This is a genomic window from Sporobacter termitidis DSM 10068, from assembly GCF_900130065.1.
Lineage (GTDB): Bacteria > Bacillota > Clostridia > Oscillospirales > Oscillospiraceae > Sporobacter > Sporobacter termitidis.
Window position 1 is genome coordinate 199,897 of record NZ_FQXV01000003.1, and the last position, 16,385, is coordinate 216,281.

The following is a 16,385-nucleotide window of genomic DNA, read 5'->3' on the forward strand; positions in this document are numbered from 1 at the left end:
ACGAAAACAGTCCAAGTCAAATGAATATGGCATTTCATCCGGGCAATACGAAGATTGTGATAATTCATAAAACCGGCGGTACAAAACTTGGTTACATTGTCACTCTTGACAATCAGCGACTAACCTGATAGTCTGATTTGGGTACGATTCAACTCAAATATAAGGAGGCGTCCGGTTCATTCGGTTTCGGAGGCATTCGGCCTCAACAGCGAGGGATACGTTCTTAGCTTGCGAATATCATGTCATGTTGGGTCTTAAAGAATAGGCATTCATTAATGACGGAGGAATTTATGAGTATCAAGCTTTTTGATTCTGAGCTAAATGTCATGAATGTCCTGTGGCGGCATGGAACTCTGCCGGCCAGTCAGATCGCGCAGATTTTGAAAGCTGAAACGGGATGGAACAGAAACACTACATACACCATCATCAAAAAATGTATCGAAAAAGATGTCATTGAGAGAACGGAACCCAATTTCGTCTGCCGCGCCCTGGTCTCGAGAGAGGAGGCCCAGGAGCAGGAGACAAACGAGCTGATCGATAAAATGTTCAGCGGCTCTGAAGAACTCTTCTTCACCGCCTTTCTCAGCAAAAAGCATTTGTCGGACGACCAGCTCACCAGAATGAAAGTGCTCATCGAAAGTTTTAGTGAGGCAAAAGCATGAACCTGCTCCAGGCAAGCATTACATCCTCGGTGCTTATCCTAGTGATCGCCGCCGTCCGCGCGATGACAAAGTACCGGCTCCCGAAAACCACGTTTTTGATACTCTGGGCTGTCGCGATGGCCAGGCTTATCCTGCCCTATTCGGTCTCCACGGTTTTCAGCGTTTACAATATCGTGATCTTTCGCGGGATGAACTCCGTGTTCAATCTCGTGTCTTTTACGAGCACCACCGCCGGAGATATCATCACGCTGCTTTCCATACTGCTGCTCGGAACAAGCGTCACGCCGGGAAGCGGCCCGATATCTGTCGTATGGATATCGGGCGCCGTTCTGTCGGGGCTGTTCTACCTGGGCGCGCTGATCAGATGCCAGAAAATAAACAGCGAGGCGCTGCCCGTCGCAGGCAACGAAAAGCTGGATCAATGGCGGAAAGACCAGGGGCTGCGGAGAAACATCCGCATTCTTGTGTCGGACAAGCTGACGACGCCCATCGCCACCGGGATATTCCGGCCGAAAATCATCCTGCCGAAATTCATGGATCTCACCGACGACGCGCAGCGGACGTATGTGCTGACCCATGAGCTCGTCCATATCAAAAGATTTCACGCCGTCTGGAAGTTTCTGCTGATCGTCATTCTCTGCGTCCACTGGTTTAATCCCGTCGTCTGGCTGATGTACCGGCTGGCGAACCGGGACCTGGAGCACTCCTGCGACGAGCTGGTCGTCAGCAGTCTGCCCTACGACGCCCGCGCGGGCTACGCCATGTCGCTTCTGAGCATGGCGCGGCTGCAGAAGGGGCCGCGGCCCATTGCCAGCGGGTTTGTTAAAAACTCCGTCGAGCAGAGGATTTTGTCGGTGCTGAAGTACAAAAAAACGTCCTTCTCCGCCGCTCTGGCCGCCGCCGTTATCACCGTGTGTATCACGCTGTCCTTTGCCACCACCAGCAACAGCAAATTTGAGCGCTCCCTCACCATCGGCGAAACACACGAAAGCGTCAGGATTTTCAGCGGTGCCGTCTACCTCGGCACACCCCACCATCCCTATTATTATACGGACGCGCTTCCCACCCTGTACGGGGCCGTCCGGTTTCCCGGAGCATCGGCGCCCATTTCCGTCCCGGGTATATAATTCCGGCGCGTTTTGCCGCGCGGGGATGTCCCCGGTTCATCGTCAATATCACCAAAATCGAAAAACATCACCTTGACATTATATGACTACTGTGATAGTCTTCTTCCGTAAGATGACTATTATGGTAGTCATTTTTATCGCGCTGTCTAAATAAAAAGGAGGTTAATTCATGAAAAAAGTCATGGCAATCGTCATCGTACTGGTTCTTGCTGTTTCGCTTTTTGCGTGCAATAAGGCGCCGGAAACGACGACATCCCCCAGTGCCAGCGTCTCGCCGAGTTCCACCCCCGGGTCGACCACACCCGGCACATCTGCCGGAACTTCTGGTGTTGGCTTCTACGATCCCAACGTCGACTACAGCAAGAACCCGAACTACAAGGTGGGCTATATCATGTCCAGCACCGGCGTTCTGTACGATCAGTTCAGCAAGTCCTTCAAGGCTTGGGCCGACCGTATGAACGTCACGTACAATGATTTTGCCTGCAACGCCGACAACGACCTGTTTGTCAATACCATCCAGACATACGTCGACCAGGGCTACAACGGCCTGCTGCTCGACCCCGATTCCACCGTCTGGCCCCGCGTTGCCGAGCTTTCCAATGAGCTCAATATCCCCTGGATGGGCTGTATGTCCTCCGCTTATGACCAGGATGGCAAGACCCTGCTGCATCCGAGCGCCGGCTTTGACAACTATCAGGCAGGCGTCGGCATGGCCCAGTTCAACGTCGATTATGCGAAGAAGACCTGGCCGGATGCCAAGCCCGAGGAATTCGGCGCCATGTTCATCGGCTACTCGACCACCCCGCAGCTGGTGGAAAGAGAACAGGGCTTCACGGATACGATCACCAAGGAAATGCCGGAAGCCATGAAGAACTACTACTTCGGCGACGGCGTTACCGGTCAGATGGACGCCCAGACCGGCTACAACCTCGCTTCCGCCATTCTGGCCGCGCACCCCGAAGTCAAGTACTGGCTGATCAGCGGCTTCTTTGACGACTACACCGACGGCGCCGCGCGCGCTGTTGACGCCGCCGGCAAGAACGACACGGCTGTTTGCTCGACCTTCGGCGGCTCCAGCCTCATCGCCCACTGGGATGCCGGCGAGGACAGCGCCTGGAAGGGTGCCATCTTCACCGATCAGAGACTCTTCTCGATGCCCATCTTCGCCGGTCTGTACGCGATGATGAACGGCGACGCGACGCCTGAGGGCCTGTGGCCTGAATGGATCAACCACTCCAGGGGCGACAAGTACGCTTCCATCATTCTCCCGACAGTCGTCATCACCCAGGACATGTACCAGAGCTATCTGATGTGGGTCGATACCTACACGGGCATCCACCAGAACAACTATGACGTGGCGCCCGGCACCGGCTACTCGCCGATCGCCGACGTCCCGGCTTCCTACGCCGGTTAATCCGGTATTCTCCCCAACACACACGAAACAAAAGGCCGGCGGTGCATCTGCACCGCCGGCCTTTTATTATTGTCGGAAGCGGGCCCGGCTCACGGCAAAAGAAACTGTTAAGCACCAGACAAATTCTGTCGATATTGTAATGTACATCCAAAAATTGTTCGATTCAAAACCTCCATGAAAGCCGAGGTGTTTTTAGTGACAGCCGAAAAAGCCGCGCCGGGCAAATTCGTCGGTATCTCCATAGGAGACTTCGCCGGGGAAAATTACCTGCGGACCATTCTTGAAGCAACGCAGGACGGTTTTATTGTCGTCGCGGAAAACGAAAGGATCATGGACGCCAACCAGGCGTTTTTCAATATGACCGGATTTACGCGGGAGGATCTGAAGACCCTGTGTCTTGATGACGTCATCCCCAAAGAGATCAAAGCGGACGAGCGCCGGCGGGCCGACGCCCTGATGCAAAACGGCTTTGACCTCCACGAGGCAAAGAACAGGAAAAAGGACGGCACCGTCTTTGACGTGGAGGTATCCTCCGCGGTGCTCAGCCTGACGCCCTTTACCGTCGTTTGCTTTATGCGGGATATCACGGGCAGAAAAAACGGGGAAAACGCCATCCTCCAGTCGCGGGATCTCATGCGGTATATCATCGAGCATAACAGGAGCGCCGTGGCGATCCACGATAAAAATTTAAGGTACATGTACGTCAGCAGGCCGTACCTCGCGGCGTTCAGGATCACCGAACCCGATATCATCGGCCGGCACCATTACGACGTATTCCCGAACCTGTCCCAGAAATTACGGGACGTCCACGCACGGGTCCTTAAGGGCGAGGTCGTCACCGAGGACGAGTCTCTCTATACCCACGCGGACGGCGCCTCGGACTGGCTGCGCTGGGAATGTCGCCCCTGGTACGAGAGCGGCGGCGCCATCGGCGGGCTCGTTCTGTACTCTGAAATCATCACCGAGCGAAAGCGCATGGAGCAGGCGCTGTTCAACGAAAAGGAGCATTTTAAAACGGCGCTCCTTTCCGTGGGCGACGGCGTCATCTCCGCGGACAGCGGCGGCGCGGTCACCGTTATGAACCCGATCGCCGAAAGGCTGACGGGCTGGACGGCGGCGGACGCCCTGGGGAAACCGCTGGAAACGGTCTTTCGGATGCGGCGCGAAAATTCAGGGCGCGTGTGCGGCGGCTATCTGAAAAAGGTCCTGAAAGCGGGGAAAATCATCGAGCTGTCGAACAATATCCTCATGGTCTCAAAAAACGGCGGCGAAATCCCCGTGGAAATCAGCGCCGCGCCCATCCGGGACAGGGGCGGCCGCACCGCCGGCGTCGTCATCGTAATCCGGGACTTTACCGAAAAGCGCGCCCGGCAGAAGCAAATCGAGTACCTGAGCTTCAACGACCACCTGACCGGCCTCTATAACAGGCGGTTCATGGAGGAGTCCATCAGGAAGCACGACGCGCGTAAAAGCCTGCCGCTGGCCCTGATGTGCATCGACGTGGACGGTCTGAAGCTGACAAACGACGCCTTTGGGCACGAGGTGGGCGACCAGCTCCTCAAAAAGGTGGCGGACCTCATCAAAACAGTCTGCCGGGCGGGCGATATCGCCGGGCGCATGGGCGGCGACGAATTCTGCGTCCTGCTCCGGCATACCGACGCCAGGCAGGCGGAGGCCGTCAGGGAGCTGCTCAAGACCGCCGCGGCCAGGCTCCGGCTCGGTCCCGCCATCGTCTCCCTGGCCGTGGGCTATGCCGTCAAAACGTCTCCGGAGCAGGACATCAAGACCATCATGACCGAGGCGGACAACCTGATGTACCGGGACAAGATCAAGCACGGCCGGGCCATGCGGAGCCAGACGATCGAAACCATCCTCCGCAATATCAACGTCAATTACGAGCACGAGCAGGTCCACGTGGAGCGCGTATCCCATTACTGCGAGGCCATCGCCGGGGCAATGCGCTTGGGCAAAAAAGAAATCGACGATATCAGGACGGTGGGCGCGCTGCACGATATCGGCATGATCATGGTCCCCCCGGATATCCTGAACAAGGCCGGAAAGCTGACGAAGGATGAGTGGGCCATCATCAAAAGGCACCCCGAGATCGGCTACCAGATGCTGAAATCGGTGGACGAATACGCGCACCTGGCCGAATACGTCCTGTATCATCACGAGCGCTGGGACGGGAAGGGCTACCCGGAGGGCCTCGCCGGGGAGGACATTCCGCTGTACTCGCGGATCATCACCGCGGCGGACGCCTTCGAGGCGATGACGGCCCGGCGCCCGTATCGGCAGACAAAAACAAACGCGCAGGCCGTCGCCGAGCTGTGGCGGAACGCCGGCGCGCAGTTCGATCCAGACATCGTCCGCGTGTTCGTCGAAAAGGTCCTGCTATGACAAAACCGCCTTCAAAAGGCGGTTTTTCAGGCTGGTCGGAAGGTCGCCGGCGTCTATATTCCCATGACGTTGAAGCCGCAGTCCACGTGGGTGACTTCGCCGGTCATGCCGCCGGAGAGGTCGCTGAGCAAAAACAGGCAGGCGCTCCCGATGTCCTCCTTGGTCACGTCGCGGCGGAGCGGCGCCTTCTCCTCGACGACGCTCAGAATATTGCTGAAATTCTTCACGCCCCTGGCCGACATCGTCTTGATGGGCCCGGCGGAGATGGCGTTGACGCGGATGCCCGACGGGCCCAGGTCCGAGGCCAGGTACCGGACGCTGGCCTCCAGCGCCGCCTTGGTCACGCCCATGACGTTATAGCCGCCAAAGACCTTCTCCGAGCCCATGTACGTGAGCGTCACGATGCTGCCGCCCTCTGTCATCAGTTCCCTGGCCTTCCGGGCCACCGCCACCAGCGAATAGGCGGACACGTCCAGCGCGTGCAGGAAGCCGGCGCGGGAGGTGTAGACAAAATCGTTGGAGAGATCCTCGGGGTTGGCGTGCGCGATGGCGTGCACCACGCCGTGGAGAACGCCGTGGCGCTCCCTGATGACGTCAAAGACCTCATTGATATTCTCGTCGGCCGATATATCGCAGATGTACACGGGGAACTTTCCGAGCTCGGCGGTCAGCTTTTCCGTCTCCTCCTTCTCCCGGTCGCTCTGGCAGGTAAAGATCAGGCCGGCGCCCTCGCCGGCGGCCGCCTGCGCGATTCCCCAGGCGATGCTCCACTTGTTTCTCAGGCCCATGATCACGATATTTTTATTTTGCAGTAAGGTACCCATCTGATACGCGCTCCTTTGTATTGATTGGGTTTATTATACATAATCGCCCGGAAATTTTCAATTTGAAATGAAAAAATAGGCCGCGTCATTGATTTGTTCACATTCCGGGCGTTAATATGAAAGGGCGTAAAAAAACCGGCAAAGCGCCGGCGCGCGGACGGAGGGATATGATGTCCTATAAAATATTGATCATAGACGACGACGTGTACATCGGGGACATGCTGGAGGAAGTATTGAAAAAAGAGGGCTATGCCGTCCTCCGCGCCTATTCCGGGACGGAAGCGCTGCTCCTTTTTTCACAGGCCAGGCCGGACCTGGTGCTGCTGGACCTGATGCTGCCCGGGCTGCCCGGCGAGGAGGTGCTGAAAAAGCTGCGGGGCGTTCCGGTGATCGTGCTCAGCGCGAAGGCCGGCGCCGACGATAAGGTGCAGCTCCTGCTGGGCGGTGCCGCGGACTATATCACAAAGCCCTTTGACACACACGAGCTGCTGGCGCGCATCACCGTTCAGCTGCGCCGCGGCACGGCGGCCGGAAACGGTGCCCGCCTGCTCTGCGGCGGCCTGAGCCTCGACACGGGGACCCATCAGGTCCTTGCGGGAGAAGTGCCGGTCCGGCTGACAAAAACGGAATTTGCCATCTTAAAGCTGCTGCTGCAAAACCCGAAGCAGGTCATTACCAAATCCAAAATACTGGACCTGATCAGCGCGGACACCCCGGATTGCGTGGAGAGCTCCCTGAAGGTCCACGTCAGCAACCTGCGGAGCAAGCTCCGGGCCGCGGCGGGCAAGGACTATATCGAAACCGTATGGGGCATCGGCTTCAAAATGCGGGAGCCGTAAATCTTAACCTTTTCTTAATCGTTCTCTTTACCGCTGTCTTAACCGTATCAAGTTACCATATGGACATCAGGCATAAGGAGGCATTCATATGGAATTTGTTTTGAGCACGGAAAATCTCACAAAGCAATACCGGGATTTTAAGGCTTTGGACCGGCTTTCCATGCACGTGGAGAAAGGCGCCATCTACGGCTTCGTGGGGCGAAACGGCGCCGGGAAAACGACCTTGATCCGCATTATCTGCGCCCTGCAGCGTCCCACGTCCGGAGCCTACGCGCTTTACGGAAGGACGCACACCGAAAAGGACATCGCCCTCTCCCGCCGGAGGATGGGCGCCATCGTCGAAACCCCGTCCATTTACCTGGACCTGACGGCGGAAGAAAACCTCCGGGCGCAGTACCGGGTGCTGGGCCGTCCTTCCTTCGAGGGCATCGGCGCGCTGCTGGAGCTGGTGGGGCTGGGCGGCACCGGTAAAAAGAAGGCCAGAAATTTCTCGCTGGGCATGCGCCAGCGGCTCGGCATTGCCGTGGCCCTGGCGGGCGACCCGGATTTTCTCGTTCTGGACGAGCCTGTCAACGGGCTGGACCCGCAGGGCATTGTGGAGATACGTGAACTGATCCTGAAGCTGAACAGGGAGCATCAGATCACGGTGCTGATTTCCAGCCACATCCTGGACGAGCTGTCCCGGCTGGCCACCCATTACGGCTTCATCGACAGCGGTAGGCTCGTAAAGGAAATCAGCGCGAAGGAATTGGAGGCCGCCTGCCGCAAGCGCATGCACCTGGAGGTCTCCGACGTCCGGGCGCTGGCCCGTGTGCTGGACGGGAGGAACATCGAATATACCGTCATCTCCGACCACGAGGCCGACGTCTTCGGGCAATGGAACGTGACCGAGATGACAATGGCTCTGGCCAAAGAAAGCTGCGACGTCAAGACGATAACAGAGCGGGACGAGGGCCTGGAGGGCTATTACATCAACCTGCTCGGAGGCGGCCGCCATGAGTAAATTGCTGAGGGCGAATTTTGCAAGACTGATAAAAAGCAAAAGCCTCTGGCTCTGCGTGGCAGCGATGCTCCTGTTCAATATAGTTTACAGCCTGAGCGAATACCGGAATAGTACGCTGTATCAATACGAATATAATACCAGCTCGGATACCGTCTTTTTCCTGCCGTACATCGTCGTCGGGATTTTAGTTGCAATATTTTGCAGCCTCTATATCGGCAAGGAATACAGCGACGGAACAATCCGGAATAAAATGGTTGTGGGACACAGCAGGAATTCCATTTATTTTGTCAATTTCGCGACCTGCGCCGCAGCCGGACTTCTTATGAATCTGGCTTATTTGATCGCCGCCTGCGCGCTGGGGATTCCACTGCTCGGCCCTCTTGAAACGGATATTCAAACCGCAATATTATGGTTGCTGGCCGGCCTGCTGCTGACCATTGCCTGTGCGGCGATATTCTCCCTGCTCTCCATGCTGAACCAAAATAAAGCGCTTGTGGCCGTTATCAGTATTGTCATCGCCTTTACCGCTATCTTTTTATTTGCCTATCTGAACGGCCGAATGAACGAACCCGAATTTATGCAGGGCTTGTCTATGACGGTAAACGATGCCGGGCAGCAGGTCGTGCAGGCGGGAGAGCGCGTTCCAAACCCACATTATCTGAATGACTCCCAGAGAAAAATGTATCAATTCATTATGGACTTCCTTCCCACGACACAGGCGGGGCAGCTCGCTTCCCGGAATGTCCCCCACGCGGGATTGATGCTGCTGTACTCCGGTATCATCATTGTCGTGACGAACGCTGCCGGCATGTTTATTTTCCGGCGGAAAGACCTGAAATAAAGGAGTTTACATGCTCTATCTGCTTTGCGGCCTGTGCGCGGTTCTCCTCGCTGTTATCTGCATATTGCTGGTCAGGCTTGCCGGATGCCGTCAGGCGGCCGATGAGATCCGCGCGGAATTCGCCGCGCGGCTGGCCACGGATACGAACGTGGGCATCGATATCACTTCTTCGGACCGCAAAATGCGCCGGCTCGCCGCGGACATCGACAGGCAGCTCAAGCGCCTCCGAAAAGAGCACATCCGATACGCCCAGGGCGACCGCGAGCTGAAGGACGCGATCACAAACATCTCCCACGATCTGCGCACTCCGCTGACGGCCATCTGCGGCTACATGGAGCTTTTGGAGCAGGAAAGCATGCCGGACACCGTCCGGAGATATCTCGGCATCATCTCCAACCGGGTCGACGCTTTAAAGCTGCTGACGGAGGAGCTGTTCCGGTACTCGGTGGTCGTGTCCGTCGACCCGTACGACAGCCGGGAGACGGTTGTCCTGAACCGCGCGCTGGAGGAGTGTATCGCCGGCTGCCACGGCGCTCTCATGGAAAAAGGCATCACCCCCGAAATATCCATTCCGGAAGCGCGCGTCGCGCGGCAGCTGAACAAGCTTGCTCTCGCCCGCATCCTCGGGAACGTGATCGGCAATGCCGTAAAATACAGCGGGGGCGACCTGCGAATATGGCTGTCCGAGCAGGGCGTTATCACCTTTTGCAATCGTGCCGCCCAGCTGGACGAGGTGACGGTGGGGCGGCTGTTCGACCGCTTTTATACCGTTGAAACCGGGCAGAATGGCACCGGCCTGGGGCTGTCTATCGCCAAAACCCTGACGGAGCAGATGGGCGGGAGCATCACGGCCTCGATAACGGAAGGCATGTTTACCATAGAAATTCACTTTTGACAAAAAGAAATACCGCCGAACGCCTTCAGGTCGCGTTCGGCGGTATTTTGTTTTGCCCGCTGGAGGGAACTGTTCGCCGGATTCAGGCGCAAGCAGCCATCAGGCGGGATTCGGCGCGTTGTTTGGGGTACTTTGGGGGGTATTTTGCGGCGCGCTTTTGGGGGTGCTTTGCGGTGTAGTGCTTTGCGGTGCGCCTTTGGGGGTGCTTTGGGGCGTGCTCTGCGGGGTACTTTGGGGTGCGCTTCTGGGGGTGCTTTGCGGGGTGCCTTGCGGCGCACTTTTCTGTACGTTTTCGGGGGCTTTTTGTGCCGCGCCCTTGTTTTCGGCTTTCATTTGGTGCTGTTCTTTGCCACCGTGCGCCGATTTCAGCTCGGTTTCGATGGCCGTTTGCTGCTCGCGGCTGATCTTGCCGGCCTTGACAAGGTCGCCGAGCAGCGCGCTCATATCAACTTTGCCCCCGGCGCTGACAGATGCCGTAACGGACGACATAATGGCTTTGGCCTGGTCGGCGGTGATCGTGCCGGCGGAAACCTGCTTGTTCAGAACGTCCTGCATACGGCGCTGCATGAACTCGATCCGCTCTGTTCTGAGGGCGTTTTCAACGGCGGTCTTCTGTTCGGCGGTGATCGTACCGGCCTTGACAAGCGTGCCAAGAACGGCGCTCATGTCAATTTTCCCGGTGCCGTTCTGCCGCGCTTCCTTGACGGAAGCGTCGATCGCCGATTTTATCGCGTCCTTCTGTGCCGCGGTGAGCGTCCCGTCGGTCACCAGCTTGTCAAAAAAGTGATCATAACGTTTCATGGCGTCGCCTTTAAAGCTGTCTTTCGGGCCGCAGGAACTGTCGTCGCCGCAGGCCGGCGGCCTCTGGCCGTCCCCGCTGCCGGCGGCGCGGGCCGTGACGGTCAGCGATAGCATCACGAACGCGGCAATAACTAAACTCAGGATCTTGGTTTTTTTCATGGTCTTCCTCCGTTTTTCAAGAAGCGAAAAATCCATCGCTGCTTTTTTACGCCGTTAGTATAACTAAAATGCGTTGTTCAATGTACCGGACGGCGCAATTCGTCACGTTCGCCAATGGAAAAACTTACGTCTTGAACAAATTGCTACAAAAAGTTACAATTAGGTTACAACTTTGTTAGTATCAGCAAGCAAGGAGGACATGCCATGAAAAAATGGATAGCTTCTTTGACGGTTTTATTTTGCCTTCTGGCCGGGACGCTGACGTCCGCCGGAGCGATCTCGCTCCGGGTCGACAGCGCGCCCGCCTCGGTGCGCCTCTCCGTTCAGAACGAGACGACTTACGCGCCGCTCCGGGCAATGACGGCGCTGCTGGCGCCGGGCGCGGCCGTCTCATGGGAAAACGGCCAGGCCGTCGTCCGGACGCAGGCGCTCACCGTCACCGCCCGCCCCGGAGATATATACCTGAACGCCAACGGCCGGATGCTCTACATCGCCGACGGGGTGCAGGTATCAAACGGCTCCGTGCTGGTGCCCGTCCGGGTCCTTGCCAGGGCCTTCGGCGCGTCGGTGGCCTGGGACGGCGCCACGGGCACGGCGTCCGTCGCCTCCGGTTCCGGGACGATCGCGGCCGGGGACAGCTATTATAACAGCAACGACGTCTACTGGCTGGCGCGGATCATCAACGCCGAAAGCAGCGGCGAGCCGCTCAAGGGCAAGCTCGCCGTAGGCAACGTGATCCTCAACCGGGTAAAAAGCGCCGACTTCCCGGACACCATCTACGACGTCATCTTTGACGACAGGTGGGGCGGGCAGTTCCAGCCGGTCAATAACGGCACGATCTACGACACGCCCTCGGCCGACAGCGTCCTGGCCGCCAAGCTCTGCCTGGACGGCGCCTCCGTCGCCGGCGGCAGCCTGTTCTTCCTCAATCCGGCGATCTCGTCCAACCTGTGGACGATGGAAAACCGCACCCTCGTGGCCACCATCGGCAGCCACCAGTTCTACGCGTAATATTCGCGCCGCAGCAGCAAGTCCGCGGCCCTTCGTCACCGGGCCGCTGCATCAGCGCGCTATCATCCCCGCGCTGGCACGCTCAGTATAACATACTGAGCGTGCTTTTTCCGTTATAAGAAAGCCGTCTACCCACCCGCATACTCATTCGACATAAACCGACAAACGCCTTCAATCGGCGTTTTTTAAAATATAAATATAACACAAATCGTGATTCTCAAAAACCGATTATCCAGCAACCGCAACGCTTTGACCGCTTTTCAAGCGCAAAATGTTTAATACTTCTGTAACATATCAAGTAAAATATCGCGTCACTCCAGCCCCCTTTCGGCGCTTTGGCAGGCATTTTTAATCAAAATCACCCCCAAAACATCCAATAGAAGCCCTTTTTCATCCAATACAAGCCTGTTTTTCTGTCGAATCCCTCGTAGGGGGCGATGCCCACATCGCCCCGTCGGTCCTTCCCCACAGGCCACCGCCGCGCCGACAGAAGTAGGCGAACACAGTTCGCCCCTACGAAGACAATCCATGCCACCGGCAACCCATTCTTCCTTGCCGGCCCCGTTGTAGGGGACGCCGCCCTCGGCGTCCCCTCGCACCGCACCCCGGGGACCGGGCCGCCGAAGGCGGCGGCCCCTACATGCCGCGCGCGTATCCCCGTTTTCCCCGGCTCCCTCAGACGAGGGAGCTGTCGCCCGCAGGCGACTGAAGGAGGGAACTCCTCCCGGCGCCGCGCCGCACAAAAGGCGGAGCACCCCCCCGCCCTGCGCAAAGGCGAACACAGTTCGTCCCGACGGCCAACGTATACCGTAGGGGCGAACTGTGTTCACCTTATTCTGAATATTAATTCAATTTATTATTTTAAGATCATCCGCAGCAGCTTTTCCTTTTTCGCCGTAAACGGCGGATAGCGGATGGGCAGGTCCAGCCAGGTCTTCTTGTCCAGGATGCTCTTGTAGTGCGAGAAGGTGTCAAAGCTCCGGCGGCCGTGATAGGCGCCCATGCCGCTCTCGCCGACGCCGCCGAAACCCAAATACGGCGTGCCGATGTGCACGAGCGTGTCGTTGATGCAGCCGCCGCCGAAGGAGAGCTCCCGCAGGACACGCTTTTGCACGGCCCGGTCCTCCGAAAAGAGATACAGCGCCAGCGGCTTCGGGCGGGAGCGGATTTTCGCGATCACCTCATCGATGTCCGTGTAAGCGAGCAGCGGCAGGATCGGCCCGAAAATCTCCTCGCGCATCACGGGCGCGTCCTCGGTGACGCCGTCCAGCACCGTGGGGGCGAGCTTCAGCGTGCCCCTGTCCCCTGCCCCGCCGATAACGGCCGTCTCCCCGGCCAGCAGGCCCGTGAGGCGGTCGAAGTGCTTTTCATTCACAATGCGCGGCAGGTTCTCGTCGCCGGCGCCCTTGGGGTAAAATTCGGCGATCGTCCGGTCCAGCGCCCGGATCAGCGCTTTCTTTTTATCCGCATGGACGTAGACATAATCCGGCGCCACGCAGGTCTGGCCGGCGTTGATAAGCTTGCCGAACGCCAGCCGTTTCGCCGTCAGCGCGATGGCGGCCGTGCCGTCGATGATGACGGGGCTTTTACCGCCCAGCTCCAGGCTGACCGGCGTCAGGTTCTTCGCGGCGGCCGCCATGATCTCCCGGCCCGCGGCGGCGCTCCCGGTGAAAAAGATATAGTCGTATTTCTGCTCAACGAGCCCGCCGCTCTCCGCCCGGCCGCCCCGGACGACGGCAACGTACTCCGGCGGGAAGAGCCCCCCCAGCATATCCGCCAGCGCCGCCGCCGTGGCCGGGGCATTCCGGGAGGGCTTGAGCGTGGCGCAGTTGCCGGCGGCCAGCGCGCCGATGAGCGGCTCGACCGTTAAAAGCAACGGATAATTCCACGGCGAGATGATCAGCGCCGCGCCGTAGGGCTCCGGCTGAATGAAGCTCGCGGATTTAAAGTGCGCCAGCGGCGTCCTGACACGGCGGGACCTTGCCCACCCGGAAAGATGCCCGAGCGCGAACCGGAGCTCCTCCCGGCACAGGCCCACCTCCGTCATGTACCCCTCGGCGCCGCTTTTGCCCAGATCCGCGCGCAGCGCGTCCAGCAGCATTTTCTCATTGGCGGTGAACGCTTTTAAAAGGCGCGTCAGGGCGTCCTGCCGGAAGGCCAGGCCGCGCGTGGCGCCAGACTCAAAATACGCCCGCTGCGCCTTTAAAATCTCTGTCGTATCCATATATCTCCCATTCCAACGGCTTTATTTGATGATCCGGACGGTGCCCTCCCGGCGGGGCGGCGCGGCCGACGCCGTGCCGATATGGCCGACGGCCGCGGAATTGCAGATGGTGTGCTCCTTCGGAATTCCCAGCGTGGACAGATAGCCGCGCAGGGCATCGTCGCCCCGCAGCCAGTGCAGCTGGTTGACGTAGCAGCTGCCCAGCCCCAGGGACTGTGCCGCCAGGAACACGTTCTCCAGCGCCAGGGCGCAGTCCGCCATGGCGTTTTCGTAATTTGGCCTGTTGGACGCGATGATCAGCGCCGGCGCGCGGTGATAAAAATTGTAATCCTCTCTCTGAGACATCGTTTTTGCCATCTGCTTGCCGGGATAATCGTCGTCCGGTGTCCAGGTCTGGAACCCCTGCCGGACCAGTTCGTTGATTTTCAAAAGCACGTCTTTGTCCGTGACGGCGGTGAACAGCCAGCTCTGGCTGTTGCTGCCGCTGGGCGCCCAAACGGCGGCGTCCAGGAGCGTCTCCAGCTGCCGCTTCTCCACGGGCCGGTCCAGGAAGCTGCGCGTGCTCCGCCGTGCGCGGATGCAGTCCAATACGGAATTTGTGATCATATGATTTGCCCCTTTCCATTTTGCATGACGGAACGCCTCATTCCCGGCCGTTCTGGCCCAGCAGCCGGAAAGAAAGCAGCAGATACCACTGCCTGCCGCAATTTTCAAGCTCAAGGCCGGTGATCTCCCTGATCCTGTCGAGCCGGTAAAGAAACGTGCTCCTGTGGATAAACAGCTCCCTGGCCGTTTGGACATGCCGGAGGTTGTTTTTCAGATAAACCATCAATGTATGGTAATACTCGGTGTCGTGCTCTTTGTCGTACTTTTCCAGGGCAAGCAGCTCGGGGGCGCATACCATCCTCGCGGGCAGCTGGCTTGTGCAGATTTGAAGCAGGAAAAGCTCGGTGATATCCCGGAAGCGGTGAATCCATATGTGGGGCTTGTTGCGCAGGCCCACGTCCAAAGCAATCTCCGCCTGGCGATAGTACAGCTTGAGTTCGTTAAGGCCCGTGAACTGGTTGCTGATCCCGGCCTTCAGGTTGTTATCGCGCAGATAATACGTAATCCCGTTAACGGCGTCGCCGATGCTCCCGCGGAAGAGGTCAAGATTGACGTAGACGACGATACTGTTATCGTAATCGAAGGCGCAGGCCCCGGGCATGAGGGTGACGATATTGTTGCACAGCAGGCTCAGCGTGTGGTTCTGGACGTCCAGGATGTCGACCATCAGCTTTATACAAAAATAAGTCTGCTGACGGTACCAGTCATATTCATTCAATCTGAGTTCGATGTAGTACGGATCGGAAAACGTGCCGTTCAAAATGCTTTTCAGGACGTGCTGCAGCGTCATCACCTCGGCGGTCTCCTCCGTCTTGTCCGCAACGATCGCCAGCTTCATATAATAGGCCAGCTGCTCCAGCAGAGGCCCTTCGCCGATGCCGATTTCTTTTGAAGACTCGATGACTAAAATCCTGTATTCGTAGCGGCCCTGAAAAAACAGGTTCATGTAGAGCGTCCGGACGCCCGTCAGGTGGGCGGGAAAAATACTGGCGCGCACGGCGGAATACGTCCGGTTGAATTCCTCGTCTCTTTTCGTTGTTTCCAAGTCGATATTGATGAGGGTGCCGCCCGCCGTAGCGTTTTGGGCCTCGGGATAATCCTTATAGGCCGGAGAGCAGGCAATAATCCCGAAGGACTTATTGTGCAGCAGCATGGGATTTTCAAATATCTCCGCGCTGCAGTCGATCATATCCTGGACACCGCCGCCGCTGTTCAGGATATTTTGAAGCGTTGTGTCCCACTTTTCATAGAAGGCAAAAATGCCCTGAATCTCATTATGGAGCTCGAGCATGGATATATCGGGCGCAAAGATAAAGATCGTTTCAAAATAATCCGCAAAGCTTTCAGGCGGATTCCCGACACACAAGAGAACGGACTCCGTCCTGGCCGGCTGCTTTATCGCGGCGCCGGCACCCTCCGTCAAGTAAATACAATGCTCGGCCAAATCCACATGCTTGCTCAAAAACAGCGTACGCTCAAGCAGCAGTTCAATTCCGACAGGGCCTGAAATCTCAAAAAAGTACTTCGGGGCCAGGCTTTTCCGCAACAGCTCCGCGCTTATTTTCATTCCCGCACGTCCTTT

At 57.8% G+C, this 16,385-nt stretch carries 14 protein-coding genes; 9 read left to right on the forward strand and 5 right to left on the reverse strand.

The genetic code is table 11. The features are described from left to right. Nucleotides 1-290: 290 nt before the first annotated feature. From BUB60_RS06230 to BUB60_RS06245, 4 genes are all read left to right on the forward strand, one after another. Nucleotides 291-662, forward strand: a complete 372-nt coding sequence (locus BUB60_RS06230) for a BlaI/MecI/CopY family transcriptional regulator (protein ID WP_073076796.1) — start codon at nucleotides 291-293, stop codon at nucleotides 660-662. Beyond that, a complete protein-coding gene (locus BUB60_RS06235) occupies nucleotides 659-1,789 on the forward strand; it encodes a M56 family metallopeptidase (RefSeq protein WP_073076797.1) in 1,131 nt (376 codons plus the stop codon). Before BUB60_RS06230 ends, BUB60_RS06235 begins: the two co-directional genes overlap by 4 nt. 169 nt (nucleotides 1,790-1,958) lie before the next feature. After that, nucleotides 1,959-3,203, forward strand: coding sequence for a sugar ABC transporter substrate-binding protein (locus BUB60_RS06240; RefSeq protein ID WP_073076798.1), 1,245 nt, complete (start codon nucleotides 1,959-1,961; stop codon nucleotides 3,201-3,203). A 195-nt stretch (nucleotides 3,204-3,398) separates the two neighbouring features. Then, complete coding sequence (locus BUB60_RS06245; RefSeq protein ID WP_073076799.1) at nucleotides 3,399-5,600, forward strand: PAS domain S-box protein; 2,202 nt, start codon at nucleotides 3,399-3,401, stop codon at nucleotides 5,598-5,600. Nucleotides 5,601-5,653: 53 nt separating this feature from the next. Here BUB60_RS06245 and BUB60_RS06250 read toward each other — a convergent pair whose 3' ends face one another. After that, the gene (locus BUB60_RS06250) at nucleotides 5,654-6,424 is read right to left on the reverse strand and encodes an enoyl-ACP reductase FabI (protein WP_073076800.1); all 771 of its coding nucleotides are present in this window, start codon (nucleotides 6,422-6,424) and stop codon (nucleotides 5,654-5,656) included. A 170-nt stretch (nucleotides 6,425-6,594) separates the two neighbouring features. Here BUB60_RS06250 and BUB60_RS06255 point away from each other — a divergent pair, with 170 nt between their 5' ends. The 4 genes from BUB60_RS06255 (at nucleotide 6,595) to BUB60_RS06270 (ending at nucleotide 10,002) form a co-directional block, all read left to right on the forward strand. Continuing rightward, entirely contained in the window at nucleotides 6,595-7,263 is a 669-nt protein-coding gene (locus BUB60_RS06255; protein ID WP_073076801.1) for a response regulator transcription factor, read from the forward strand. An 88-nt stretch (nucleotides 7,264-7,351) separates the two neighbouring features. Next, the gene (locus BUB60_RS06260) at nucleotides 7,352-8,266 is read left to right on the forward strand and encodes an ABC transporter ATP-binding protein (RefSeq protein ID WP_073076802.1); all 915 of its coding nucleotides are present in this window, start codon (nucleotides 7,352-7,354) and stop codon (nucleotides 8,264-8,266) included. After that, entirely contained in the window at nucleotides 8,259-9,107 is an 849-nt protein-coding gene (locus BUB60_RS06265; protein ID WP_073076803.1) for an ABC transporter permease, read from the forward strand. The genes BUB60_RS06260 and BUB60_RS06265 overlap by 8 nt, the downstream gene beginning before the upstream one ends. Nucleotides 9,108-9,117: 10 nt before the next feature. Beyond that, complete coding sequence (locus BUB60_RS06270) at nucleotides 9,118-10,002, forward strand: sensor histidine kinase (RefSeq protein WP_073076804.1); 885 nt, start codon at nucleotides 9,118-9,120, stop codon at nucleotides 10,000-10,002. Nucleotides 10,003-10,101: 99 nt separating this feature from the next. Here BUB60_RS06270 and BUB60_RS06275 read toward each other — a convergent pair whose 3' ends face one another. Further along, nucleotides 10,102-10,962 (reverse strand): hypothetical protein, encoded by an 861-nt coding sequence (locus tag BUB60_RS06275; RefSeq protein WP_073076805.1) that lies wholly within the window; start codon nucleotides 10,960-10,962, stop codon nucleotides 10,102-10,104. A gap of 204 nt (nucleotides 10,963-11,166) precedes the next feature. Here BUB60_RS06275 and BUB60_RS06280 point away from each other — a divergent pair, with 204 nt between their 5' ends. Further along, nucleotides 11,167-11,973 carry a cell wall hydrolase gene (locus BUB60_RS06280; RefSeq protein WP_073076806.1) on the forward strand — a complete coding sequence of 269 codons (807 nt, stop codon included), beginning with the start codon at nucleotides 11,167-11,169 and terminating at the stop codon, nucleotides 11,971-11,973. An 856-nt stretch (nucleotides 11,974-12,829) separates the two neighbouring features. Here the strand turns inward: BUB60_RS06280 and BUB60_RS06290 are convergent. The 3 genes from BUB60_RS06290 to BUB60_RS06300 are packed head-to-tail and all read right to left on the reverse strand — an operon-like array spanning nucleotide 12,830 to nucleotide 16,370. Further along, on the reverse strand, nucleotides 12,830-14,197 hold the full coding sequence (locus tag BUB60_RS06290) for an aldehyde dehydrogenase (RefSeq protein ID WP_073076808.1): 1,368 nt from the start codon (nucleotides 14,195-14,197) through the stop codon (nucleotides 12,830-12,832). A 21-nt stretch (nucleotides 14,198-14,218) separates the two neighbouring features. Beyond that, nucleotides 14,219-14,803 (reverse strand): nitroreductase family protein, encoded by a 585-nt coding sequence (locus BUB60_RS06295; protein WP_073076809.1) that lies wholly within the window; start codon nucleotides 14,801-14,803, stop codon nucleotides 14,219-14,221. 37 nt (nucleotides 14,804-14,840) lie between these two features. Beyond that, nucleotides 14,841-16,370, reverse strand: coding sequence for a PucR family transcriptional regulator (locus BUB60_RS06300; RefSeq protein ID WP_073076810.1), 1,530 nt, complete (start codon nucleotides 16,368-16,370; stop codon nucleotides 14,841-14,843). Nucleotides 16,371-16,385: the final 15 nt, after the last annotated feature.

Bases quoted from the DNA above. Each gene is read 5' to 3' on its own strand.
- BUB60_RS06275 (WP_073076805.1), bottom strand. From the start codon at position 10,962: ATGAAAAAAACCAAGATCCTGAGTTTAGTTATTGCCGCGTTCGTGATG.
- BUB60_RS06235 (WP_073076797.1), top strand. From the start codon at position 659: ATGAACCTGCTCCAGGCAAGCATTACATCCTCGGTGCTTATCCTAGTG.
- BUB60_RS06280 (WP_073076806.1), top strand. From the start codon at position 11,167: ATGAAAAAATGGATAGCTTCTTTGACGGTTTTATTTTGCCTTCTGGCC.
- BUB60_RS06230 (WP_073076796.1), top strand. From the start codon at position 291: ATGAGTATCAAGCTTTTTGATTCTGAGCTAAATGTCATGAATGTCCTG.
- BUB60_RS06270 (WP_073076804.1), top strand. From the start codon at position 9,118: ATGCTCTATCTGCTTTGCGGCCTGTGCGCGGTTCTCCTCGCTGTTATC.
- BUB60_RS06290 (WP_073076808.1), bottom strand. From the start codon at position 14,197: ATGGATACGACAGAGATTTTAAAGGCGCAGCGGGCGTATTTTGAGTCT.
- BUB60_RS06255 (WP_073076801.1), top strand. From the start codon at position 6,595: ATGTCCTATAAAATATTGATCATAGACGACGACGTGTACATCGGGGAC.
- BUB60_RS06260 (WP_073076802.1), top strand. From the start codon at position 7,352: ATGGAATTTGTTTTGAGCACGGAAAATCTCACAAAGCAATACCGGGAT.
- BUB60_RS06295 (WP_073076809.1), bottom strand. From the start codon at position 14,803: ATGATCACAAATTCCGTATTGGACTGCATCCGCGCACGGCGGAGCACG.
- BUB60_RS06265 (WP_073076803.1), top strand. From the start codon at position 8,259: ATGAGTAAATTGCTGAGGGCGAATTTTGCAAGACTGATAAAAAGCAAA.
- BUB60_RS06250 (WP_073076800.1), bottom strand. From the start codon at position 6,424: ATGGGTACCTTACTGCAAAATAAAAATATCGTGATCATGGGCCTGAGA.
- BUB60_RS06240 (WP_073076798.1), top strand. From the start codon at position 1,959: ATGAAAAAAGTCATGGCAATCGTCATCGTACTGGTTCTTGCTGTTTCG.
- BUB60_RS06300 (WP_073076810.1), bottom strand. From the start codon at position 16,370: ATGAAAATAAGCGCGGAGCTGTTGCGGAAAAGCCTGGCCCCGAAGTAC.